At 45.5% G+C, this 25791-nt stretch carries 14 protein-coding genes; 8 read left to right on the top strand and 6 right to left on the bottom strand.

What is annotated here, in order from left to right:
- Nucleotides 1–159: 159 nt before the first annotated feature.
- Nucleotides 160–3561 (bottom strand): DEAD/DEAH box helicase family protein, encoded by a 3402-nt coding sequence (locus tag ACOMG9_RS06310; RefSeq protein WP_448216221.1) that lies wholly within the window; start codon nucleotides 3559–3561, stop codon nucleotides 160–162.
- 537 nt (nucleotides 3562–4098) lie between these two features.
- On the bottom strand, nucleotides 4099–7389 hold the full coding sequence (locus ACOMG9_RS06305; RefSeq protein WP_448216220.1) for a hypothetical protein: 3291 nt from the start codon (nucleotides 7387–7389) through the stop codon (nucleotides 4099–4101).
- 648 nt (nucleotides 7390–8037) lie between these two features.
- On the opposite strand from ACOMG9_RS06305, the gene ACOMG9_RS06300 reads away from it, so the two are divergent.
- Nucleotides 8038–10959 carry a hypothetical protein gene (locus ACOMG9_RS06300; RefSeq protein ID WP_448216219.1) on the top strand — a complete coding sequence of 974 codons (2922 nt, stop codon included), beginning with the start codon at nucleotides 8038–8040 and terminating at the stop codon, nucleotides 10957–10959.
- 361 nt (nucleotides 10960–11320) lie between these two features.
- On the opposite strand, the gene ACOMG9_RS06295 is transcribed toward ACOMG9_RS06300, so the two are convergent.
- Nucleotides 11321–11929, bottom strand: a complete 609-nt coding sequence (locus ACOMG9_RS06295; protein ID WP_422132869.1) for an HNH endonuclease — start codon at nucleotides 11927–11929, stop codon at nucleotides 11321–11323.
- 254 nt (nucleotides 11930–12183) lie between these two features.
- Between ACOMG9_RS06295 and ACOMG9_RS06290 the strand changes: the two genes are divergently transcribed.
- The 4 genes from ACOMG9_RS06290 (at nucleotide 12184) to ACOMG9_RS06275 (ending at nucleotide 17449) form a co-directional block, all read left to right on the top strand.
- Complete coding sequence (locus ACOMG9_RS06290; protein WP_448216218.1) at nucleotides 12184–12528, top strand: antibiotic biosynthesis monooxygenase family protein; 345 nt, start codon at nucleotides 12184–12186, stop codon at nucleotides 12526–12528.
- A gap of 53 nt (nucleotides 12529–12581) precedes the next feature.
- Nucleotides 12582–13601, top strand: coding sequence for an acyltransferase (locus tag ACOMG9_RS06285; RefSeq protein ID WP_448216217.1), 1020 nt, complete (start codon nucleotides 12582–12584; stop codon nucleotides 13599–13601).
- Nucleotides 13602–13972: 371 nt separating this feature from the next.
- The gene (locus tag ACOMG9_RS06280; protein WP_494529953.1) at nucleotides 13973–16351 is read left to right on the top strand and encodes a hypothetical protein; all 2379 of its coding nucleotides are present in this window, start codon (nucleotides 13973–13975) and stop codon (nucleotides 16349–16351) included.
- Nucleotides 16352–16699: 348 nt separating this feature from the next.
- Entirely contained in the window at nucleotides 16700–17449 is a 750-nt protein-coding gene (locus tag ACOMG9_RS06275) for an HAD-IIA family hydrolase (RefSeq protein WP_448216215.1), read from the top strand.
- Between the two features lie 45 nt (nucleotides 17450–17494).
- On the opposite strand, the gene ACOMG9_RS06270 is transcribed toward ACOMG9_RS06275, so the two are convergent.
- The 3 genes from ACOMG9_RS06270 to ACOMG9_RS06260 all read right to left on the bottom strand — a co-directional run bounded on the left by ACOMG9_RS06270 (nucleotide 17495) and on the right by ACOMG9_RS06260 (nucleotide 19958).
- Entirely contained in the window at nucleotides 17495–18733 is a 1239-nt protein-coding gene (locus ACOMG9_RS06270; RefSeq protein WP_448216214.1) for a type II toxin-antitoxin system HipA family toxin, read from the bottom strand.
- Between the two features lie 195 nt (nucleotides 18734–18928).
- On the bottom strand, nucleotides 18929–19174 hold the full coding sequence (locus ACOMG9_RS06265; RefSeq protein WP_448216213.1) for a helix-turn-helix domain-containing protein: 246 nt from the start codon (nucleotides 19172–19174) through the stop codon (nucleotides 18929–18931).
- Nucleotides 19175–19295: 121 nt separating this feature from the next.
- On the bottom strand, nucleotides 19296–19958 hold the full coding sequence (locus ACOMG9_RS06260) for a TetR/AcrR family transcriptional regulator (protein WP_448216212.1): 663 nt from the start codon (nucleotides 19956–19958) through the stop codon (nucleotides 19296–19298).
- A gap of 872 nt (nucleotides 19959–20830) precedes the next feature.
- Between ACOMG9_RS06260 and ACOMG9_RS06255 the strand changes: the two genes are divergently transcribed.
- From ACOMG9_RS06255 to ACOMG9_RS06245, 3 genes are all read left to right on the top strand, one after another.
- Nucleotides 20831–22390 carry an F-box/WD repeat-containing protein gene (locus ACOMG9_RS06255; RefSeq protein ID WP_448216211.1) on the top strand — a complete coding sequence of 520 codons (1560 nt, stop codon included), beginning with the start codon at nucleotides 20831–20833 and terminating at the stop codon, nucleotides 22388–22390.
- A gap of 466 nt (nucleotides 22391–22856) precedes the next feature.
- Nucleotides 22857–24020 carry an isovaleryl-CoA dehydrogenase gene (locus ACOMG9_RS06250; protein WP_448216210.1) on the top strand — a complete coding sequence of 388 codons (1164 nt, stop codon included), beginning with the start codon at nucleotides 22857–22859 and terminating at the stop codon, nucleotides 24018–24020.
- 162 nt (nucleotides 24021–24182) lie between these two features.
- On the top strand, nucleotides 24183–25790 hold the full coding sequence (locus ACOMG9_RS06245; protein ID WP_448216209.1) for a carboxyl transferase domain-containing protein: 1608 nt from the start codon (nucleotides 24183–24185) through the stop codon (nucleotides 25788–25790).
- The last annotated feature ends 1 nt before the right edge of the window (nucleotide 25791 follow it).

Below are 25791 nucleotides of genomic sequence, written 5' to 3'. Positions count from 1 at the left end.
CTGCATCTGGACGTTTATTTCACCCATCAAGGCTGTGGTTTCTTGCGACCTTTCTGACACTGCTTCAAGCATGAACATTAACCAGTCATGAGCGGTGACAATATTCTCTACCTCTGAGCTGTCTTTGGCTTCCTGAAGCGTCAGAGAGCCAGTGTCTACTTAAGCTGACTCCCCTAAATTAACCGAAAAACCGTCCACGATTTCCTTAATGGCCATCACCTGGGTCATATCAGTGAATACACCGGTAATGCCTTCGCCATGAATACGGGTAAAGGGCTGCTCGAAGAGCTGCTTCATTTCCACGGTGCCGAAGTCCCGGATATGGTTTTTCAGCATATCCAGAAAACGGATCTGCTGACTGTTGAGGTTGTACTGGGCAGCAAACCCGGCAAACTTGTCCGCCACGGCACTGCTGTTCATGCCGATCAGTGTGCGCAGAATCTGATCCAGCCCGGCGGAAGCTTCAGGGTAAAACTCTTTTAAAGCCCGAATATCCACATTGGGGTTCTGAACCATTACCAGCTTGGCCAGTTCTTCCAGCTCTTTTTCATCCACCGGTTGCCCGTTACGAATTTTCAGCAGCACCGGATGGCTTGTAAAAAGGGGTTCCAGAGCACCCTGCACCTGCTGGCGATAGAGCTTGAGATCCACTGACTTGATCTTGCTTTCTCGCTGACCGATTTCATAGAGAGCCTGATCTTCTTTGACATCCAGATACACAGGTTCAGCTGGCGGTGGAGCGACCTCGCCTTCCATCAGGTACATAATGCCTCGCAAACGGGTCCGAACATGTTCGAGCTCTGCAAAGCTGGCGTTTTGCCACCAATCAGGGTCACGCACCTGATTGATAATCTCACCCTGTTGCTGAACCTGAGCCAGGTGAGGCGGCAGCATATCGAGTTTGTTGACCACTGTAGACCAGGGCTTCATCAAGCGGTCTTTATTGGTGTAGAGCGCTGTCTGGGCTTCGATCATATCCATATCAAAGCGCAGAGCATTGCCCTGCCCCCGCACATCCAGCCATTGCATGAGAGGGCCTATTTCATCCTGAAGTTGCTGCCGGGTTTGTGGTGCGAACTGTTCGAGGACTTTCAGATCCATGAGCCGGTCGCGGGTTTGCCATTTCTCCTGAACAGCAATGGAGCTTTCATCCAACCCTACCACTTGCTCCTGCAATTGCCTGGCGATGGTTTTCAGGCTGCCCTGTTCAAACTTTTTCTGCGCGGCTTTGCCCAGTTCAATCCAGGCTTCAAGACGTTTTTGGGCCAATGATTTGTTTTGGCTGACTTCTCCTTCTCCGGGGTCTTCTTCAAAGTATTCAAAGTTGCCCCAGTGGTCGAAGATCCGGAACTTTTCTTTATGCTTGCCCTGACCATACAGGTTTTCACAGAGCCGGGTTCCCCGCCCAATCATCTGCCAGAATTTCACTTTGGATTTGATGGGTTTGGCAAAGACCAGGTTCACTATTTCCGGTACATCAATTCCGGTATCCAGCATATCCACCGAGATCGCTATGGTCAGCTCATCATTGGTGGACTGATCACCCCCTTTGAAATCATCAATCAGCTGCTCGGCACGGGGATCGTAGTTATCAATTACCTGACAGAACTTGCCTGCAAACTGGGGATACATTTCATCAAACACACTCTGCAGCAGCACCGCATGTTTATGACTGCGGGCAAAGACGATGCTTTTACCGGGCAGCTGATCATCTTTATCTCGCAGTCCATTTTCCATCAGGTTTCGCATGATGGCCCGGTTGGTATCCCGGTTGAAGATCGCCTTATCAACCGCTTTGGCTTCAAACTCCAGGGTATTCGGGTCTATCCCTTGCTCTTCCAGTTCAGCAATCTGCTCATCGCTCAACTTGTCCTGCTTGATGCCTTCTCGCAGGAACTGTGTGGTGTGGGTAATGATCTCGTAGGGAGTCAGGTAAGAGTCAGCAATGGCCGCTTCCAGAGAATATTCAAAGGTAGGAATCCGGCCTTCGCAACCAAACAGTCCATAAGTGGTGTGACCTATCATATCTACGGGTGTAGCGGTCAGACCTACCTGCAGAGCATCAAAGTATTTGAACAGATCACCGTAAACGTTATAGATAGAACGGTGCGATTCGTCGGCAATGATCAGGTCAAAATAGCCCACATCGTACTGATCCATAATGTTCATCATGCCAGGATAAGTCGAAATGTAGATGCGGGAGTTATCCTGATATTTCTTGTCCGTTCTTCCCACCACAAAGATCGGATCATTCACAAACTCATTAAAAGCATTTCGGGCCTGTTTCCTGAGCTCTTTTCGGTCACAGAGAAACAGCACTCTCTTGGCCCATCGGGCATCCAGCAACTTTTTGGTCAGAGCAATGGCGACTCGGGTCTTACCGGTGCCTGTGGCTTGCACGATCAAAGCCTTGCGATGACGGTCAGAAAAACGCTCGCTGACTCGACTGATACTTTCCATCTGATAAAGGCGGCCAGCAATGCTGGTGTCCACTGAAACGGACTCCAAAGGACGACAGCTATTCCTTTGCTGGATCAGATACTGCAAGCTTTGGGGACTATAAAAGCCAAACAGTTTGCGAGGTGGATAGTTGCGGGCAGGGTGGTCATCCCAAATAAAAATATCGTTGCCGTTGGTGTAGAAGATCAGTGGACGCTGGCCAGATTCCTTCTCCAGCCAGTTGGCATAGAGTTGGGCTTGCTTGCGGCCTTTTTCAGCATCGACTTTGGTGCGTTTGGCTTCAACAACAGCAATTGGCAAGCCTTTATCATCCCAAAGCACATAGTCTGCATAACCGTCACCGGTTGGAGTAGGTTGCTCCTTGACCGGGTGTTCCTGGGTGACCTGCAGAGTGTTCTGGACACCTTCGGCAACATTCCAGCCTGCCGCCATTAACCGGGAATCAATCAGACGGCGACGCGTCTCCGCCTCATCCATGTCTAAAACGCTTGCTGCCTGCTCACCCTGTTTGCGACTTTGTTCTAATCGGGCTTCCAGCTCGTCAGCTTTTTCCTTGGCAATCTGAAGATCACGGAGAATGGAAATTTCCCGCTTCTGAGCTTCTTCCAGGTCGGTTTTGGCTTGCTCTAATTGTTCCTGCTTTTTCTTCAGTTCTTTTGGATGAATCTCTGAGGAGGCTTTTGGGGGAGAGGGCAGTTGAAATTTCGCAAAGTCATCGGCATGGCCACCCGCATACTTCAGGTACATCCAGGCCCCCACGATATGGGCTTCCTTGAGCAGCCACTGAGCATCCTCAGCTTTAACAGGATCACCATGAGCAGCCCGGTTGCCATGAATACGCAGTGCATCCATCTTCATGGAGATAGGCTTGGGGATGATGCTTTGGAAGGTATCGTCAGAAATCAGATCATAGACACTGGATCGGTAACCTTGCTGAAGACGTTCATGACGGTATAACCAACGAACGATCAGCTCCAGATAATTGCGCAGTTTAACCACACTGCTTTCAGGATCAGAGTGCACATATTGCTCGGCCTGAGCACCAAGATTCGCCAGTTCCGGCCATTTGGAACGAAGCATTTCAAAGTTAACTGACGTCATTGGACAAACATCTTGTCAAAGGTTTCTGAATGCTCGTTATTATTCTACGTTTGATTTGAAAAATAAATTGGCTTGCTTACGTCGTTTTTTTACTCCATCACACATTACTTTTCCCTGACTATGGGCATCTGTCGCTTTTTAATCAAGACATTGGCTCTGCCAGCTAATATTTCCCAATATTCCGATAAACCTTGCTTCCAGCGAGCAAATGCCTCAGCTCTTTTTCATAGAGCCGAATAGCGGCACGCTTGGCGGGTAAATGATGATGGCGGTCATAGTGTTTTTTAACAATGTCGGTTTGGCCATGTGACTGGAGCAGATTACTGTCTTCTGCCCTTACCCCTGCATCAGTCAATAGATAGTTGGCCGCTCTTCCGATGTCCCTTGCGTAAATTTTTCGGGCTCTGAAAGACCTGCCTGCCTGGACTTTTCAACTCGATTCTCATGCCAGCGAAGAAAAACATTCTTCAGGTTATCCAGTCGTATTCCCTGTCTGGACTGCTGTGGAAAAGTCCTGGTAAATCACCATTTGCTTATCTACAACTTGGACCAAGCCAAATTATCATCCTCGGAGTATTGATCTGAGAATGCAAAAATATTGGCAGCCAACAGCGTAAGCCCCTTGGTCAGACTGACCAGAGGAAAAACACCGTTAGTGGCTCCGAGATTGGGCTGACCATTGGCTTTGTAAAAGTCTCCGGGGAATTTTTTCTGCGTGTCCACAGGATGCAATTTCGAGTACAACATTTCATCAAGATGTCCATTTTTCTTTAAGTGCTCTGAGTAACACTCATCAGAAGAGGGAAATGCAGAGGGGTCTTTGACCTCATGAGGTTGCAGGGCCGTCCAGTACAGGATCTCCTGAGCTGTCCGAGTCAGCCATGAACGGTATTTGGTATCGTTTAACTGCATGAACTCTTGCAATCTTGCCTTGGGCTGTAATTCTTTTTCTTTTGCAAACAGGCCCGACAGGTATTCGTTCAGTAGCTGTTCAATAAAGTTTTCTGTCTCTTTCAATGCCGATTGTTTTTGATAATGATAATCCGGGGAGTCCCGACGCAAGCGTGATCTTAATAACACAGCTGCCAGCAGGTTTTCGCACAGAGCATTGGCGAAGCTTAATCGTTGCAAAACCTCTGGAGTATAACCCGACGATATAGAGTCTGCGGCAGCCAGGCCACTTTTCATAGAGCCATAAAACTCCACATCGCCCCAATCCCGTAGACCAGCCCAGCCAAAATCAGGACGTTCAATAGCTTCGATCCAGCCTTTGAAATCCCCGGGTAATGGGAGGGCAAAATATTGCGAGTTCCCCAACAACGGACTCAGAAATACCCAACGACGTCCGATAGCGTGAAATGACGGTACCGTTGACGATGGCATAATGCCAAACTGGCCATTAAGTAAGCCAATATCATGAATGCCATTCAATAGACCTCGCTCAGCAGTCGCATAAGGAGTGTTTTTTTCATCAGGAGTGTAAGCGTATACACCATAGTCGTTTGTCGCTTTGAAGTGATAGACCAGTATGGCTCTTTCACCATCAACATTGATGACTTGCAAGCGGTCAGTGAAACCTCGGGTCTTCTCAGGGAGATCCTTTTCCAGTACGGCAAGATACTGGCCAAAACGGGGTTTCTGGCTTTTAAAGCGGTCACTTTTGGCAATAAATTTATGCATAATGCCTTCTTCCGCCAAAGTAGACATGCACTCTCCGACCCGATGGAACTTATAGTAATCAACCTCTTCACCATTAGGTATTGCCAGTGTACGACCACCAACAATGGTGCCCTCTTTTTCGAACAGTGATAGCAGATCCTGACCAGAATAAACCCATTGAAAGCCTGTTTCACCGGAATGGGCAAACTCTGACTGCAACTGACGACCGGAGGCCGGATCCGCAGGTTTAAAACCAAACGCGTGAGCAGCTACCAGCAATTCGAATGCCGAAGTATTGGGCAGTTGAAATTTAAGAGGATTAACGGGTTCTGTCAATTTGTCGGAAGAATCCAGTTTAGAGAAAAGTGCCGGATCTTTGAGAAATTCCAGCGTATCATCCAGTAATCGTCGAGGTAGACGATCTTGCCAGTATATCAATAGCGCCTGTTTGTCAGAAACCAACCTTTCTGCAAGTATGTGTATGAGCTTTTGCCTGATTATTGGATCAATGCAGCACCGCTTCAGATATTCTTTGTCGTCAAAAAAGTACAAGAAATCCAGATTCCGTTCAATGTAATCTAATGCAATCTGAGGATTGGCTGGCCGTAACTTTCGGCTCAGAAAGTGACTATATCCCCTGTCAAAGGGTTCAGTACCAAGTACTATCTCATCTTGCTGTTGCAGAATTTCCTCAGAAGTCTTGCTGTTATTCTGGTAAGGAAAATATCGATAGACAATACTCAAGACATGGGTTTTAAATTCGTTATCTGCATTAACTTTATCAAAGAAAACTTTAAGGACTCCAACATGAAAGCCTGGGATTACTTCAGGCCTTCCGCTTAATATTTTCAATAATGAATCCTTTGCTTTATCGATTAAATTCTGCGCCAACTCAGCATTTAAATCCTCAATATAAACTAAAAAAAAAGGATTAACTCTTACCAGTTTCTCAAATAACAAAGCAAGCATTTCTGCGTCTGAATTATATCTTTTTGAGGCGTAACAATATGCTTGCTGCATACATAAATCCCCTGAAGAATATTTCAATGAAGAATCATATTTAATAACACTTTCCAAATCAGCTGTTACAGCCCTGACCAGTACTTCTTCAAAAAATACAGAGTCCTTGATAAAAACCTTGTATTCATCAAAAAAAACACTACTAAAGTTACGCCAGTAATATTTACCCTTGATCGAATCCAGAATGGATTCTTTCGTCAACAAATGAACCGGAACTTCTGATAATTCACACAGGCCTTTTGATAATTGCGAAAGACAGTATTCTTTGTTTTTGCTCTTGACGTGTTCTGGAAGGTCTTCAAGCTTTATCATTCCTGAATGAATGAGTTCATCGTAAAAATCATCATTTTTATTTTTAAAGCTGTCCGGAAGTTGATTGAGAGATTTTATTTTCTCCGTGATGTCCAGATAATCATAAATAAGAACAGCCAGTTCCGGCGGTGTGCCAAAGGGAATACCTTTACGGGATGAATATTCAATAAGAAAATCAAAATCTGTTTTCAATTCGTCTGGTAGTTTATCGAAGTCACAGCAACTAATACCAAAACTGCTCTTAGACAAAAGTATATCTTTAGTTAGTTTATCCTTTGGTATTTCATAAACTTTCAAAACACCATTCCTTAAAAATTCTTTCATCAAGGCGGGTGATTCTAAATAGACTCTGGGTACGTGACCTCTAAAATTTTTTCGTGAAAAATAGTCGATAACGTTCTTAAATTCCTCTTCTGAGAGTTCACGGCTTCGACCATCAAAGACTTTTTGAATCAGCTCGACTTGTTTTTGGTTCAAGATAGCAGTGTTGTCACCCGGATTGGCTTTAAACTTTGTTAAAGATCCGGGTAATGATGCTTTAGGTTTTACCCTAAGAGCAATATCTCCGGCATCGGTAAAGAGCCGTTTGCGTTTGCGTTGAGTGGCTTCACAGGTATCTGGATCTGAAGCAATGGCTCTGGAGGAAATTCCGATCTCTTTTTGTCGATCGGCTGTGAAATCTTCACAATTGACTCCAAATGCACCACTGCTGGCGGGGCTAACGGCCCTGCCGGAAACAATGCACTTCGTTGTAGCATCTTCTATAAAAGCGGCTGTAGCACGGTAAGAAGAGGCATTTGGCACCTGATTACGTGAGTCTTGAGATAATGGTTCCATCGTTTTTATCTTACTTTAATTGTCCTTAATCTTGATGAGGGTGAGCCCACCTGGAGAGATATTGTAATTTAGACACGTTAGTTAAACGAAAGTTCCACAGCTGAAGAATCCTTGAGTTGAAAAAAAGCCGCAAGCCTGGTCAGCCCAATACAAAATCATATAAGTACCTGGCCAGTTGGTTTCGCATATTCTGGCGAGTGGATTTTTTCATCCTTCAAGGCGCAACGACGGGCGCGTAGCCATAGCTACGCAACCAGAGTTGGAACGCAGAAGGATGGAAAAAGCCGCCGTCCAGAATATGCGAAACCAACTGGTTAGGTACTTAAATAGCCTGAGATGTTGGATGCACTGGTGGGATATCTACGTCATTTCATATTATTATCCCCGGTGTATTGATTCTACCTTGCCATAGCTTGAAAAAAAATTGCTATTAAGCCCTGTAATGATGATCACTCTCTCTCTGATGGTCTATCCTGCTATTCGGAGTCGTTATGAGCTGAGCTTATTGATACGCTGAACGTTAAATCAAAAAGAAAAGCATTTACTTGGAATGACAGAAAGTCTACCGACGAGAATTCTTATACTTTGTCAGACATACCACTCAAGTTATTGCTGAACGGAATGGTGTACTGCGGATATCAGGGTGATATGAAAAAAATAGATTACTGGCAGGCTGTTTGCGGATTTCTTTTTTTCTGCCTCGTAGTACAACTGGCAACGATACAACAGGCAATGGCCGTGGATAGTCTCGGACATGTTCCGCAGAGTTCATTGTTACCCTTGCTGGCCACTGTTTACCGGAATATGCCCGAAGCAAAGAGCCTATTGCCTGACCTGAATCTGCCACCGCAGCCTGCACATCGTCACGGAGACAGTTCATGCCCTTTTGATACCACCGTTTCCGTCGTTGCGCCGCAATACCGTCAGATAAAGTTACAAATCACCCTGGCTGAAGGCCATATCTGGCAATCCTCAGGCAATAATGAACCTTTGGATCTGGAGCCCCACCATCTGCCCGGCGCCTTAAAATACATTGACCCAACGGGACATTGTCATGAGCACTGGGTTATTCAGGGTGTCGCCACACAGGACATGCCACCAGACATCGACCCGGAAGACCCCGAAAACAGCCCGCCACCATCACTGAGGAATAATTCTGATTTATCCACACCCTTTAATTTCACCCATCTCTTTGCAGGTAATGGACTGGATAGATCTGATAGCAATGACCTTGACGCAGTACAAAACCCGTTAACCCATCTCCTGCCTGCCACCTACCCCCTGTCAATCCGTTATGCTGAATCCGGCCTGTCGGTTTTATTCCAGGATTCAATCTGGCTGAGGCTTAATCAGGAAGAATCGCTGGTTCTTGCGCCATCGGAGTTTCCTGCCGTGGCCAAAGTCAGCGATATGTCCGATGAAAACTGGCCGCAACTCATTGCGGCTGAGTCTGTTCACAGGAATACCGATGGTGTCAGGTCTGTCTTGAGATGGACTAATAGGCTGATACAGAACGCACTGTCCGATGATCCGTTATTAAGATTTCTGGCATTCATTCACGGGACAGCCTTTCTGGTACAGGACAGTAATGGACAACTTTCATACATCATCCAGCGCAACGGCAAGCTGTTATCCATCAGCAGATTCGAAGCCCACTTAAGGTTAAGTCTTTATAGCCAGAGCTTTCTTGAGTCACTGTATCCGGAGATTTTCGGTCCATCACTCCCTGCGGGTGGCGGCTGGCATGAATGGAACCGCTGGGTTCGCAAGAAGCCTTTTCAACCCTATGAGAGGTCTGAACGGGATGCCAGTGAGGGTTCTGGTGCTCAGAGACCTGTAAATCCTGAAGGCAGGAATAATGAAAGAAACGACAGATCGACTCGATCTGAAGCTCATGCAATGCATTACTCAGAACAAACCCGGGAACCCGGAACAGCATCTACCGAAAGGGATGGAAGGCAAGCACAGATTAACCGGCAGAAAGTTGAAGTGATTTACGATTATCAACCTCCGGAAAACCGCGATGAAACCCCCATTCCGTTATACGCTACCGCTTTTCTTAATGGCAACCAGCAACATTTGTATTGTCCGGTTTGCACTGAGCTCATTACCGGAGAAGCGAAAACCTGCACTTCGAGTCTTCCACACAGTGTCTGCATTGACTGTTTTGAGGCAATGACTGAAGCAAAAATGAAAAACATCAAAGAATGCATTACTTGCCGTGGGAAAATGCATAAACATTCATTCAACTATGAAGACGCTGCCGCAGTCGTCATGTTTCAATGTCCGTTAGGCTGTGGGCACAGTTGCCCGCTGGCATTCATAAAGAACCATATCAAAGAGCAGCATACCCCCGGTTCTCCCGAAGATCGATCAGTACCCATGAACCAAGAAGAGGAAGAGCAGGCGATGCCTCCGGGGAGCGTGTTATTTTATGGTGTGCCTGTAATGGCAGAAGATAAAGACAGGGTCGAGCAATTTCTTCATATCTGCCGCCAGATTAATGACCCCGAACACCTGCAACTGGCAGGCGCATTTACCCGGGTCTTCGAGGCACTTCAAAACAGGCCCGAACAGCCAGCCAGTATTCATTCTGGACGGGAGAGCACAGGTGCAGCTTGTCATAATAATCACCCGTCGTATGCTTTTTTCAATTCCATAGAGCAAAATCTTGATTCGGCATACTTGCAGTGTTTCAGAAGTACTAATGAGCTAATCGCCAAATGCCGTTTTTGTAACGTCCGCATAGGGTTGAATCAAAATGTGCTGGCTATACGGGAACATTTAAGCAAATGCTCTAAAATCGGTTTCTGCCCTAACAGAGATGATGGCTGTTCTTTTCAACATCAGTCTGCCCTGATGCCGACACACTTGTTAAAATGCCGTTATAACAAAGTTAAGTGCCAAATATGCCACCAACAGGTAGCTTTGACGAAAATGAGCAGGCACAGGGAAAACTGCCTTGCCAGTATACGACTGAATCAGGATGATGCCTTATTTTATGACAGAACTGAGCAGATGCCTGTTAAGCTCTATGGGGGTCAAGATAGAGAGGAGGTGATTCCAGTGTTTAAGAAGCCAGGAGAAGATACCTACTATTGCAAAATTTCAAAGCTTTTTTATGAATCAATAACCAAAAGAGGACGCGTATGGGGAAAACACTCTATAAAGTTTATCTGCGTTAACCCTGATTATTCCGATGGTTTTTCTGTAGATTTCAGATTTGATACCTTTGAAGGTAGTCTGTCTCTCCTTATATTTCCGGAAGCCGAACATCGCCGTATGGCACTACCCGTCGTTTTTAACGGAAAAGGTGAAAAGCTGGAAGACATACCCTTTGTGATGCGGGGAGATTCCTCATGTGATCTCTGTGGTTACGAGGTTCATCTTGATACGATGACTCATCCAGATCCGTACCCAATATGCCTGACAGAATTACTTTTTAAAACCGTGTATAGTAAGGACAGAGGTCGTCACAACAATGGTTTTCCTGAATGTGTTTACGTTCAGATTAAACTTACCCCGGTTGGCCAGCAGCGTAAGTCCCCTGACCAGAGCGACCAGAGGTAAAACGGCATTATCGGCCCCGAGATTAAGCTGATCATCGCCTTGATCGAAGTCTCTGGGAAATTTTTTCTCCTCGTCCGCTGGGTGCAAAGTTTCAGGGTAGAGTGTTTTATCCAAATGCCCCGTTTGCTTTAAGTGTTCTGAGTAGAACTCACAATCAGGATCAAATGCACGATTGTCTCTGACCTCATAAGGCTGAAGGGCAGTCCAGTAGAGGATCTCCTGAGCTGAGCGAGTCAATCATGAACGGTATTGGATATCGTCTAATTCCGTAAATTCTTGCAAGGTAGTAGCTAGACCGTTAGTCGCTATCCTTCTGAAACCTTGCCCGGATTGAGCTGATGATCTCAAAAGAGAAGAATCATTAAATGAAGTCATCAATCAGTTGTGCAGGCTCTTTGTCCAGACGATCCGGATCAAGACTCCAGCGACAGTTTTTAGAAAACTGGCTGCTGAGATAATCCGCCTGCTCCGGCAAAATCCGGTGGCTATTCACTAAAGCCAGATATTCAGCGGCATTCGGTCGATAGGGTAGCGCCACCAGTGTCATATCCAGTTCATCCAGCAAACGATCACTTTTGAATTGATTGCATCGCTTGCAGGCAGCCACCACATTCATCCAGTCGTCTTGTCCGCCCCTTGAGGTAGGCAGAATATGGTCACGGGTCAAAAACCGGCGTGCCAGGAACTTGCCACAATACATGCATTGGTGATTATCACGTTCAAAAAGAGAAGTGTTAGTTAAGGCTGGATTTGTGCGGGCAGGGAAGAGTCGTTTACCACCACAAGCAATGATGCTGGGTAATTCAATGACCGTCTGGGCGCCAAGCCATCGGTTATAGCCACCTCTTACCCGATAAATGATGTCACCAAGGCTCCAGCGGATCAGGTCTCTCGAGTAGAGACAGACTGTCTCCTGCCAGGTCAGCCACTCCACCGGTTGTCCGGCAGCATTCAGTCGCAGAATATACATAATTCAGCTCCCGTTTTTTCATCCATGACCCTCTTTTATTAACTTATCGAAATGAAATGCACTTGCCAATGCCCTATTCCCGACAACTGTTTGTTAACAATTGAACTTTTGTTCAAAAAACACAGGCAGGAACTGCCTTTATTTTAAATCAGAATTGACTCCTATACTGACTTTCTGAAACCACAACCCAACCAGAGTTGGAAACGCAGACATGCCGTAACGGATTCTGATAGTCTTTTTTCAAGGGACGGAGCTTGTCTCCCCTGCAACAGAACGACAGCGAAGTAATAATACTGGAAGTAACCATCCTGGATGTAAAACCGGGCCAGGAGGTCGGGTTTGAACGAGCCTTTGTTCAGGCACAGGACACCATTGCCAGCATAAAGGGTTACTTCTACCATCAGCTACAAAAACGTCTGGAGAAGGATAGCCGTTATCTGCTTTTGGTAAACTGGGAAACACTGGAAGATCACACTGAAGGCTTCAGAGGGTCAGAAGAGTATCAGGATCGGAAACGGTTACTGCATCACTTTTATGATCCCTTTCCAGAGGTGGATCACTACACCCAAACTTTAATAAGTAGTTTCCCCCCTGAATAAGCTATGAAGCAAACTTCATAATATACGGTCACCCAGCAAGAAGAATCAGGCCAATGTCATCAAAAAGAGAACCTGTGTTTTATCTGGATCTATTACGTGTTGTGGCCGCAGTAGCTGTGATCATTATCCACGTATTGGGACCCTATCGTGACCTTTACGGGCAAATTCCGATGTCGGACTGGCTCACAGCGGTCACTTTTAACAGTTTTTCCCGCTGGTGTGTTCCTATTTTTATCATGATCACCGGCATGTTGTTTTTATCAGACAAACGCCCTTTTGACCTGGATTACTTCCTCAGACGACGGGTGATGAAAGTTCTGGTGCCCTTCCTTTTCTGGGCCGTGTTTTATTCCTTTCTGGCAGGACTCTCACCCACTTTTGATTACCAGTGGACCAGGGCCATTGATACCCTGAAAGAACTTCCCTATAAAAGCACCTGGTACCACCTTGGCTTCTATTACTATTTTATTCCTCTTTATCTTGTTATTCCTTTTCTAAGGCCTGCCGTTCACACCATGCCCGATGATCTGCTTAAATTTATGGCCGGGGTCTGGTTATGGCTGACATTGAGTTATTTGATCAGGATCGAGACTTTCTGGCATATCAATACTCTCCTGTACGGGGGTTATTTAATCTGGGGTTATTGCCTTGCAAAGTATGATACCCGCAAACATCAACCATTGATTATTCTTGGCGGTATTCTTGGACTGGTGCTTACTTTAGGTGGCGTGCTCTGGCTCAGCACCGAAAAGGGAATGTACAGCTTTGGTCGATTTAACTCCTATAAAACCATTAATACCGTTCTTGTGGCGACCATGGTCTTCTGTCTTGCCAAGCACTATGGCGACAGGATTCAGGGTAGAAGCAAAAACATTATTTCCATGTTCAGCCGTTACAGTCTGGGCATCTATCTGGTACATCCTCTTCTGCTCTGGCCCGTAAGAGCCTACGACCTCTACCCAGCCAGCGCCATTATCATGATTCCCTTCTGGACTGTTGTGACCTTACTGGCCAGTACCGCTTTCGTCTGGCTACTCAGTCGAAGTCGTTTAACCCACTGGATGGTTCCCTGACCTGGAGAATGTCGCAAAAGTAGCGGGCAAACCTGCATTATTTTTTAACGCAGTATCGGCAAAATGCAGCGCTTTTGCGACAGCCTCCTGAAGGCACCAACAGACAGAAGCCTCTCTACCTGTCGGCCGAATACCTGAGATTTTTTCGTCAGCGCGTTTGATTAATTCCTGATATGTAACTAACTTGACCGATGCCAGTTAGTTTTTATGCTAAATAGCCGCACAATATTCTGCACACCCTATCAGAACTCGAGTCAACTTAGTTCATTTATTGTGGTAATAGTTTTTAATTGAAAGACTGGAATTACTGAATAAGAAAAACCACTAAAAACATCAACCTTTATACAGACGGATACGGCAAGTCCTCCACTATGAAATCAGTCATTATTTTCACCTGGTCATTCATGGTTGCTTCATACTTGATAGCTTCTGAACCCTTCACTCTTGACAGTAAAGGTTTTTTAGCTCCTGTTTATTCAGGCAAGTTGTTTCCTCAAATACTTCCTATAGAAAGAAACAGTGCTAACAAAATACTGTTTGATGCCTTTAAGAAAAAAGAAATATCGGTCTTCAAAGGCTGGAAAGACCCCTTTCTCGAGAGTACAACATATAAAGTAAAAAAAGAGCTGCAAGAGCTTGAACAGAAAAAAAACACAGAGTTCTCTAAACAAGCAAAGGACAAGCTCTATCAAGTGGCTCACAAAAAACATGAGCTCATTAATAATCAGGCGAACACCTCGAATATTCTTTTATCCTTGTTGTCTGACACTGCTAAAAATATTTTTTTAAAACAGAATACGGGTCACATTCCCGGTATTATTAGTCTCGGTAATTCAGAGGAAAAACAAGCAGTGAATAACAAAGGCAATAGTGATCAGCAAACCAGAAAAAAAGGAGGGCAAGCCGAAAATCAAAGTCAACAAGAATCATCAAAAGTAAAACCGGGTAAGCGCAAGAGGGCGGCCTCAGATCTTAAATTAAATGTACCGGACTTGACACCTCAGGAGGCAGCGGAGCATCTCTTGAATACAATTAATAAATTGACTGAGGAGCATGATCTATCTATCGAAAGAGTAAACGACGATGGAAAAAGCATTGATTCCGTTACTATCAAACACAATGTTAAAGAAATTTTTGTAGACTTCATATTGTATACGGAAGGATTGTTAAAAAACCAGAAATTCACTTTTAAAACCGATACCAATAAGTATCGAGCTGAACTAAGAATTAGTGTCAAAGACATTGAAAGAATAAATTCAATCGTATCAGTGATATTTTCTCAACGAGAAAGTGAATTATCACTCAATAATAATCGACATAAACACTATTATCTTGGAGCTTTATTGGCCGACTATCTTTATATAGACCATTCACATCAAGATAAATTTAAAAATAAGGGCTTCCAATCAGCCGGACATGATGCGTTTCGTTTTTTTGAACAAATTCTTTTTGGGGATGGCTGTTTTTTAGAATTTCTTGATCTTATGAAATTTATTGATTTCCACAAACACGAAATCACTAATACATTGAAGAATTTGATGTTTTTTGATGAAAATATACCGAGCAGAAACCTTATTAGTGACATCTTACGAAAAAACATTACTTTAAGAAAATCTTTTAATGAAGTTTTTATTGGACCAAAACTTGAAAGACGCTGGCTAGGTACTCTGAATGATTTGTTTGCAGAAAAACCAGACTTGGTAGTACAGGGTATACCACCTGATAACAGCATAAATCTCAAATTTGGTGAAGAATTGGAGTATGATATAGCTTCTATACTCGAAGAAAAAAGCTTGCAAAGTTTCAACTATATTCCAATATTTGAAAATCGTATGAAACAGTCTGGGGCCAACAAGGCAAGTGTTGGTACCCATTCCTTAACTTTTGATGGCTTTTTCTACATAACCCCTACTATGGATTGTGATGCCTGGTTTGAGGTGAATTGTAAGCCTTACCATGATGGTGAAGCCAATGTAGACCATTGTTTTGAAAAAGTTTTTGAAACGGTTGATTCAATGATAAAAGATGGGCTTATAAGTTATTCTTCCGGTCACAAGCATGTGGATGCTCTGAGTGCTACCCATGGCGATCCCAGTGTTCTTTTGGAATTGCAGAGGGAGATTGAGAGCCATCCTTATTTACTTAGAGCATTTGGAAATAATGACCGAATCATTAAATATGATGAGAGTCAGTGGTATAAATTGTTTTCTGATTATTCTGATATGAGGGATTCAGCCATTGAACGGATAAATTGGATGATTGCTACGTACAATGAAAAAATGGCGGGGTTCAGACATAAAAAACTTTCAGGCCATTGGCAAACCGATTCAGAAAAACTGGAGAAGCTTAAGCTGTTTTCAAAAATATACAGTCACTTTGTACAGGTGACGCCTCTGCAACAAATGTTTGGTGAGCTTTCTGATGCGGTGATAAACAAATATATGGCTATCTCTTTGTTACATATTCCAGGAGCGAAGATGATCAAACCCTATGGCACAATAGAGTTTCGTTTTTTCCGCTGTCCTGAAAATTTGAGGGAGTTAAAATTGGTGAATCAGTTTTTACAAGCCTGGTTCGAATATATCCGTGAACGTCGGAAGCTTAACGAGCCGATTCAGCCTGTCCCCAACGATGTTAGATCCAGCAAAAATTATAGTGCTGGAGAAGTGCTTCTCTATTCCGTCCAGTACTTGCAGAAACTGGGACTGAACCCCGATGACTATCACAGTTTTCTGAATAAAATCAGATAACATTTGTTCACAATGAGGTGTGACGCGGCTCGATTGCAAAAGTTATGATGCTTTTTTATCTCTACTGTGCGACGACTGACTTCCCTGGAACTGTCAAAAAGGGCTAATCCGGGATCTGTGGTAAACCAGCCTTTTGCACAACTGCATGCAAGTGATGAAGAAAGCCAGAATAATGCAGCAGACAGACTGAGTCAGGCGATCTTGCAAGCAGATACCGGACCCTCTGATTCAACCTGTGTCTATCCGGTAACGGTAAGCCAACACTTCGGGAAGAAAAGCTTTCTGGCCTTCTGGCTTTCAAGCCCCTTATAATGCCCTTCCCACAGTTCAACCTGATCAGATAGCATTATGTCTAAAAGCGTTATTTGTGACATTGACGGCGTAATCCTGCATGATAACACCCTGATCCCCGGTGCCGATGATTTCATTCATAGCATGCAGGAGCGGGACATCTCCCTGATCATGCTAACCAACTACCCCTCCCAGACCGAAAAAGATCTGCAAAACCGCTTTGCTTCTGCTGGTATCACTATCCCGGAAAGTTGCTTTTTCACTTCTGCCATGGCTACTGCAGAATTCCTTAAACGACAGGAAGGCCAGAAAGCTTATGTTATCGGCGAAGGTGCCCTGGTTCACGAACTGTATAAGGCAGGCTTTACCATTACCGATATCAACCCGGACTTTGTCGTCGTGGGTGAAACCAGGAACTACAACTGGAACATGATCCACACCGGAGCCCGGTTTGTGTCTGAAGGGGCACGCTTTATTGCCACAAACCCTGATACCCACGGTCCCAATATGTCTCCTGCCTGCGGCGCACTCTGTGCTCCTATTGAGCGGATTACGGGCAAAAAGCCATTCTACGTAGGTAAACCCAGTGCCTGGATTATCCGTGCCGCCCTGAACAGGATGGGGTCACACTCAGACAACACCGTTATTGTGGGTGACAACCTGCGCACCGATATTCTTGCAGGCTTTCAGGCTGGTCTTGAAACCATACTGGTTTTATCCGGTGTATCCCGCCTCGCCGATATCGATCAGGTTCCATACAAGCCCAACCATATTTTCGATTGTGTAGCGGATATTGATATTATCTGAGCCGGTTTAATCTCAGATAGAGTTTGGATGATCTGAATGCCTGCCTCACAGATAACGATCAGTCTTTCTCTTTTTATTCCTTTTGACGTTGTATCTAACGCCAGAGCCTGTTATCGACATAGCTCTGGCAATGGACTTCTCCAGGGCAGTTCTGAGTTCTGGAAACGACTCCCACCGATCAAAGCCATTAATATAATCTCTGGCAATGTCCGCCATCTCTTCCAATCGTTTTGAAGGATTTTTAACACCAATACCTTTGCCAAATCTCACCAGTTTGTCCTGATCTGGAAACTCCCGGCTCTGCTCCATCTTCAAAGCCAGATCATGGGCATCACTTTTGTACACCGTCGTGTTGACCACGTCATAAAGAGGAGAAAGCCTTAACTCTATTAACGGACAAATACTGCCATAAACTAATGAAAAGTTTTTCAAATGGGCATCGCCATTACCTAATAAACAACTGATGGCTACATAATCAAAAATCTGATCACTCTGCTGCGTATCTTTTGTATAAAGTTGTACAACTTTAGCAACCTGTTCATAGCTGCCCACATACTTGTCATCACCCGATCTTTTCATCAAAACAGCAAAGTCTTCCATGCCTAATGACTGCCCCTTTAAAAGATCAAAGCGCTTCATGATAAATAGCTCTTCATTCTGTGACAGCCAAAACTCTGGAACACTGATGCCACACTCTCGGGCGATACTCATACAGATGAACTCATTCAGTGCCAGATTCTCATACTCATCCCCACCGGTTTTAACGATCAGTTCAGGTTCAACCAAAGTTCCTCTTTCACTGGACTTCTGAGTGTTGACCAGAAGTTTTGGCTGAACGCCCGATACTGCTGCCGTGTTCAAAAGGTATTTGTCCAGAAGATAATCAAAGACACTTTCACGACGATCCCAATTTATAAGAGCATTAAGGCTTTCATGCCCTGCTGGTTCCAGAACCAGATCACTTTCGTAACTGAGTCGACCAATTCCGCGATGCTGCTGAAGTGCCAGAAACAACACATCGTTGACCTTAATATACCTCCTTAGTCGTTCAGTTAGCCTTTCCCTGACATAGCCTTCAGGGATATTCATCTGAAAAACAGGATGAAGCGCCCCGCTATTATAAGAAGCTATTCTTTGTGGCATCGTCAAAGAGATGTCTTCACCGGATTCTGCATAAGAAAAGGAATAAGAACCCCGGTCAAAGTCCAACACTCCAGCTTTCCCTGCCGGAGTGTGAACCCGGACCCGATTCATTTTTTCTGGCCATTCATCAAAGCGATTCAATCCTTCTCTCCAGTCATGAATTTAAGTACTCAACCATACGAAATCATATTTTCTGACTTATTGTTCAGGCACTCTGACTGCGTTGCAACTCTGGTCACATAGCTTGCTATGTTCCCGTCGTTGCGCCTTGCAGAGCACCTGCCCAATAAGCCAGAAATATTCGATTCCGTATGGCTGAGTACTTACCCGTTGTCACTATTCGTATTTAAATAACTCATCAAGATCATCCCATGTGGGTCTTTCAGCATCTTTGACCGTCAGCTCCAGACCCAGCAACCCAAGATAATTGTTCAGAGCCCACAAAGCTCCCCGGTATCGATCGTTTTCTATGGCTGAGATAACACTTCGGGTAGTTTTAGCCTGTTTGGCAGCCTCGGCCTGATTCCAACCCCTGGCTTTTCGGCGATCTCGACATTGCTGTCCAATAGTATTCATTTTCATCAATTATGAGTGCATATACATTCATTATGGCATAAATTCACAACATGAACTTATATACATTCATTTTTAGTTTGAAAAACTCTGTTCAACTTCTGAGGAAGCGTCTTTCCAAACGGCAAACTCAGGACCTTGATTCCGGCTCTCTCTGCAGAGCATCCTGATCCATCCCGCCCGCCAGAAACTCAATGAGGAACCGGGTCTGCTGAACAATATGTTCCGGTGTCCAGGTCTCGGGGTCCAGACGGCACTGCTGATCCCAGCGAGCTACCGTGTGAACGACCATGGAACCCAGGAAAGTGAGCCGGGCATGGCGCTCTTTGACACTCAAGTGTGGCAAGGTGGTAGCAAATGCTTCAGTCATACGAACCAGAGAGCTGCTTCTGGGGGTATCCATGGCAACGATCTGTTGATTGCCACGCTGGAACAGCTGACTGACCAGACTGGTATAGGAGCTATCTTCTCTTGAGCCTGTAAGGTTTTCCATGTAGGGAAGCAGTAGAACCTTAACTAAATCTCTGGTTGTTGGAGGTTCCTTGCGGTTATGGAGTTCATCCAGCATCTCGTGACGTTTTTGGTTGAGAGGGATCATCCGGAAATCCAGAATTGCATTAATCAATCCGGCCCGGTCACCAAAATGGTACTGAACAGCAGAGTTATTCTTCTGTCCTGCAGCTCTGGCTATTTCACGATCTGAAACAGCATCGAGCCCTCTTTCGGCTATCAGCTTTTCCGCTGCTCTTATCAGTGCTTCCTTAGCGTCTGTCAGACGTATAATTGCATTCATAGTGTTGCCACAAAGGTTAAGCTATCTAGCTTAATTACTCACTTTAATATCATTCAAAAAGAACGAGCCAACTCAGTTATAAAGGCTGCCCGCTGTCGTAGACCGCCTACGTTATCTGGCAGAGAAATGCCGATCATAAAACCCTTTTGCCGTTCTCAATGATGAGACACTGGCAGCACTTCCTGTTCAATGCCGTTTAATAGCAGTATTTAAAGCTTCTTAAATTGAACGCAAGCTTAACACCTGTAGTCTTTGAGGGCGAACCCCAGTGAGAGCTGAAGTCTTAATTCCGCTGCACCGGTTAAAAAATGGCTTCCAAATTGATAGGCATAAAGAGCCGTGAGCAGCTTAAAAGAAGTTGGTCATACTCGGCACTGTTAGCATATGTTGACCAATCATAATATTGGTTACCTTACTTTCAGGCATCGCAGAAGTAGCTATTCAGGGCAAAATTCATTAAATCTCGATTGGCGAAAATGCCCCCGAATTCCTGAGTATCATATTCTCCCCGCCCTGAAGAGGGTGTTCCTTGTCAGCCTGTGTTCTCCTGAATGCTATGGGCAGGGTGAAGGACAGCCAAGCCAGCTCCCTGGTTTGGAAGAGATTATTGTAGATTAGAGGGACTTATTCGCAATTTAGTTAGCTTCACTTACCTTAATGTTATGAACTTTCATTATAAAACCGTTTCCAACCTTCATTAATCAATTTTGAAAAGCCTCTCAAGGAGAGAATACAAACTGACTGTGGAGTAACCAGACATGTTTTCCCCTGTGGAAAGAAATCCCAGCATTAACGATTCACTCTCACATACACTTAAGCAATCCTGATCAGAGGAAGCGCCAAGGGGTATAAGTGCAGGTAGGGACGTCACTGTGTGTGACAAAAATGAATCTTTATTCCTCAGTTTGCCCCACATACCAACATTGATGATTATTGGCCATTTAAATTTTCGAGAGGTCACCGGTTTAGCAATGGTATGCAAACATTTTCACACATTTATTAAAACAAATAAGATTGTGGAAAGAGCCTGGTATCGCCGGTTTCCTTCACCTCACCAATGTCAACTCAATACCATCGCTACGACAAAAAAAGATAAGGAAAAACTCCGTCATTGGCTGCAGCCTTTCGCATATGAGGACACCATCAAGTCACTTATAGAACAACGAAATGAGATTCATTTTCCTGCCGACCTTCTTTTCACCAACAGTAAACTGATGTCTCAATGTGAAAAATTTGAATTAGTGGAAAAAAACAAATTTAGCCACAGTAATACAATCTGCAAGGCTACCTTCAGCGCCGATGGCTACCATCTGGTGAGCACCGGTATGGATAAAAAGGCGAGAATCTATGGCCAGAAGATCAATGGGTCATGGGTACAAGAAGCCAAAATCCCCCATGACTGCTGGCTCAGATTCGCCATCTTCAGTCACGATAGTCGTCATGTGGTGAGCGCCGGTATTCATGATGGCAAAGCGAAAATCTGTGGTCAGGGTGACGATGGATCATGGCAAGAAATAGTCACTATTCGCCATAAAGGTGTTGTCCTCTCTGCCACCTTCAGCGCCGATGATCACCTTGTAATGACCGCCAGTTCGGATGGAGTGGTGAAAATCAATGGACAGGAGACCTATGGATCCTGGGAACAAAAAGCAACTATTAACCATATTGGTTCGATCGTGTCAGCCAGTTTAAGCTTCGATGGCGGACATCTGTTAGTTATCGATTCAGATAACACCATAACAATCTATGGTCAGGAAGAGGATGGATCATGGAAAGTAAAAACCGCCATTCACCATGAGGATAATGTCCGCTCTGCCACCTTCAGCACGGATGGCTACCATCTGGCAACCGCCAGCGTGGATGGTACGGCAAAAATCTATGACCTGCTGGACGATGGATCATGGAAAGCAATAACCACGATTTCTCATCGTGATAAGGTCTACTCAGCCAACTTCAGTAGCGATAGCAACCGTGTGGTGACTGCCAGCGCTGATCGCAAGGCGAAAATCTATGTCCGGAAGGCACCCGGATCATGGGAAGAAGAAGCCACCATTGAACAACAGGGGGCAGTCACATCAGCTGACTTCAGCGCCGATGGCCGTCATCTAGTGACCGCCAGTGATGATCACACGGCGACAATCTATGGCCAGAAGGCGCCCGGATCATGGGTAAAAAAAACCACCATTACCCACAAGGGCTGGGTCCGATCAGCCACCTTTAGTGCCGATGGTTGCCATGTATTGACGATCGCCAACAAAGACAAAGAGGCTCAAATTTATGGTCTCGGAGGCGATGGGTCCTGGGTCAAAAAAGCCACTATTCGGCGCAAGTCGAGGATCGTGTTAGCCACCATCAGCAGCGATGGCCGACATGTGTTGACCATCAATGCATCTCATCAGCTGAGAATCACTGAACTGCAAAGGAAAGACTAATTATACCAATCGTGCTTTCTAACTCCCGTGATGAGCATGGAGATTTGAGCCTTAAGACAAGGCGGCGTGAGGAGTCATAGCCTTAGCTATGGCGACGATCGGCAACGCAGGATTAAGGCTCAAATCTTCAGCGCAATAGGGAGTTAGAAAGTTCGACTGGTATTACATGTGCCTTAAGGACATTGCAAGCAAAATGGGTGGACATAAGAACGTCTGCTGGAATGGGCAAAAAATCCGGGTCCCACCTTAATCCCTGTATACAACTTTCAACTTTCAACTTTCAACAATAAGCATTTACGTTGACTCCAAGAAGTGGAACACTAAGATTATATTCTGAAGTTATTTATCCGATAACTGACGTTTAGATGGATGTACAGAAAGATCTTCGGGACTGTGGCCACAAATTGAAATGCTTTAGCCAATCAATGCCTATAGTCTAAGAACAATTTAAACAAAGATGCTTTCAATGAGTTACCTGACATTCAACTTCAATCTGGGTGAAACCAATGATCTGCTGAGAGAGCAGGTCAGACAGTTTTGCGATCATGAAATTGCTCCACTCGCACAGGAAATCGACAGGAACAACCAGTTCCCCATGCACCTCTGGCAGAAGTTCGGAGAGATGGGTTTGCTCGGTATAACAGCAGAAGAAGAGTTTGGCGGCTCTGGCATGGGTTATCTCGCGCATGTCATCGCTATGGAAGAGATCAGCCGCGCTTCCGCCTCCGTTGCACTCAGTTATGGCGCACACTCCAATCTGTGCGTAAACCAGATCTGTCGCAACGGCAACAGAGCACAGAAGCAGAAATACCTTCCCAAGTTGATTAGTGGTGAGCACATCGGTGCTCTGGCCATGAGCGAACCCAACGCTGGGTCTGATGTTATCAGTATGAAACTGAAAGCCGAAAAAAAAGGCGACAGATATATTCTGAATGGCAATAAAATGTGGATCACCAATGGCCCTGATGCCCACATTTACGTCATTTACGCCAAAACCGAACCCAAAAAAGGTTCCCGGGGAATCACCGCATTCATCGTTGAACGAGACGCCAGGGGTTTCTCCCGCGCACAAAAACTGGACAAACTGGGCATGAGAGGCTCGAACACCTGTGAGCTGGTGTTTGAAGATTGCGAAGTGCCTGCAGAAAATGTACTGGGCAACGTCAATGAAGGGGTAGCTGTACTCATGAGTGGTCTGGACTATGAACGGGTCGTTCTGTCCGGTGGTCCGACCGGCATTATGCAAGCCTGTATGGATATCGTGATTCCCTACATTCACGATCGTAAACAGTTTGGCAAATCCATTGGTGAATTTCAGCTGATTCAGAGCAAAGTGGCCGACATATACAGCCAGATGAATGCCAGTAAAGCTTACCTTTATGCGGTTGCGTCAGCCTGTGATCGTGGTGAAAGTACCCGCAAAGACGCAGCCGGTGTCATTCTTTATTGTGCTGAACGCGCAACTCAGATGGCACTGGATGCCATTCAGATTCTGGGAGGCAATGGCTACATCAATGAATACCCGACAGGTCGTCTGCTCAGAGACGCCAAACTCTACGAGATAGGCGCCGGTACATCGGAAATCCGTCGTATGCTGATTGGCAGGGAGCTGTTCCAGGAGTCTTGCTAACTGCGACAGGCAGTATTGCCCTCTCCGGGGAACCATGTTGCCATAACAAGAATAATAAGTTCTCAAACAGCCATGGCCTTGGCATGTTGGATGTGATCTGACCTCTATCGCAACACTGCAAGACTATGAGCAAACGAAACTGCTTCATCAGAGGCGATCAATATGCCCGTATTATCTTCAAAAGTGGCACCCGACAGTCCCGAATTCCACAAGAACCGGCGACATATGCAGGCCCTGGTAGACCAGATCAATACACGCTTTGAGACCATTGCCCGGGGCGGCAGTCAAAGATCCAGAGAAAACCATATTGCCCGAGGTAAACTATTAGCCAGGGATCGTATTGCCCAGTTGCTTGATCCCAATTCTCCCTTTCTTGAAATAGGCCGTTTTGCCGCCACAGACATCTATGATAATGACGCTCCCTGCGCCGGTGTCGTTGCAGGTATAGGTTTTGTTGCTGGCATCGAATGTATGATCCTGGCCAACGATGCAACTGTAAAAGGCGGCAGTTACTTCCCGCTTACGGTTAAAAAACACCTGCGCGCCCAGACCATTGCTGAACAAAATCATCTTCCCTGCATTTATCTGGTTGATTCCGGAGGGGCCAACCTTCCCTATCAGGATGAAGTATTCCCAGACAGAGAACACTTCGGTCGCATCTTCTTTAACCAGGCCAATATGTCTGCCAAAGGAATCCCTCAGATTGCAGCGGTTATGGGCTCCTGTACAGCAGGGGGAGCCTATGTGCCGGCTATGGCTGACGAAACCATTATCGTCAGAAATCAGGGCACCATTTTTCTGGCAGGACCACCGCTGGTCAAAGCCGCTACCGGTGAAGAGGTCACGGCAGAAGAACTGGGTGGAGCCAGAGTTCATTGTGAACAATCCGGGGTGGCTGATCATATGGCGGAAAATGATGCCCATGCCCTTGAACTTGTAAGACACGCCATTGGCAGATTGAACAAAAAGAAAAACCACTCCGTTGCTTTAGAAAAGCCTGTTCCTCCAGTCTTTGATCCTGGCGAGCTCTATGGCCTGATCCCTTCTGATCTGAAACAGAGTTATGACGTTCGAGAAGTCATTGCCCGAATCGTCGATGGCTCCGTGTTTGATGAATTCAAGGCCCGCTACGGCAACACTCTGGTCTGCGGCTTTGCCAGAATTCATGGTCATCCGGTCGGTATTCTGGCTAACAACGGTGTGCTTTTCTCGGAATCAGCCCAAAAAGGGGCTCACTTTATTGAATTATGCTGTCAAAGACGTATACCTTTGATTTTCCTGCAAAACATCACGGGCTTTATGGTGGGTTCAAAATATGAAGCTCGAGGCATAGCGAAAGACGGCGCCAAAATGGTGAATGCAGTAGCCTGTGCAACCGTGCCAAAGCTCACCGTCATCATTGGCGGCAGTTTTGGTGCTGGCAACTACGGTATGTGTGGCCGGGCTTATGATCCAAGATTTCTATGGACCTGGCCCAATGCAAGAATTTCGGTCATGGGCGGTGAACAGGCCGCCGAAGTTCTGGCCCAGGTTAAAAAAGACAGCCTGGCCCGAAAAGGAAAAACCCTTTCTGCTGACGAAGAGGCCGCCATAAAAACACCGGTCATCGAAACCTATGACCACAAGGGCAACCCGATTTATGCCAGTGCCCGGCTCTGGGACGACGGCATTATTGACCCCGTCAATACCCGTGACATTCTGGGACAGAGCCTTTCTGCAACCCTCAATGCGCCCATTGAAGAGACTCGCTTCGGCGTGTTCAGAATGTGAG

This window comes from Endozoicomonas sp. PH6C, assembly GCF_059322965.1.
The sequence above is the reverse complement of the archived record's forward strand: the minus strand, read 5'-3'. Positions and strand labels throughout refer to the sequence as shown.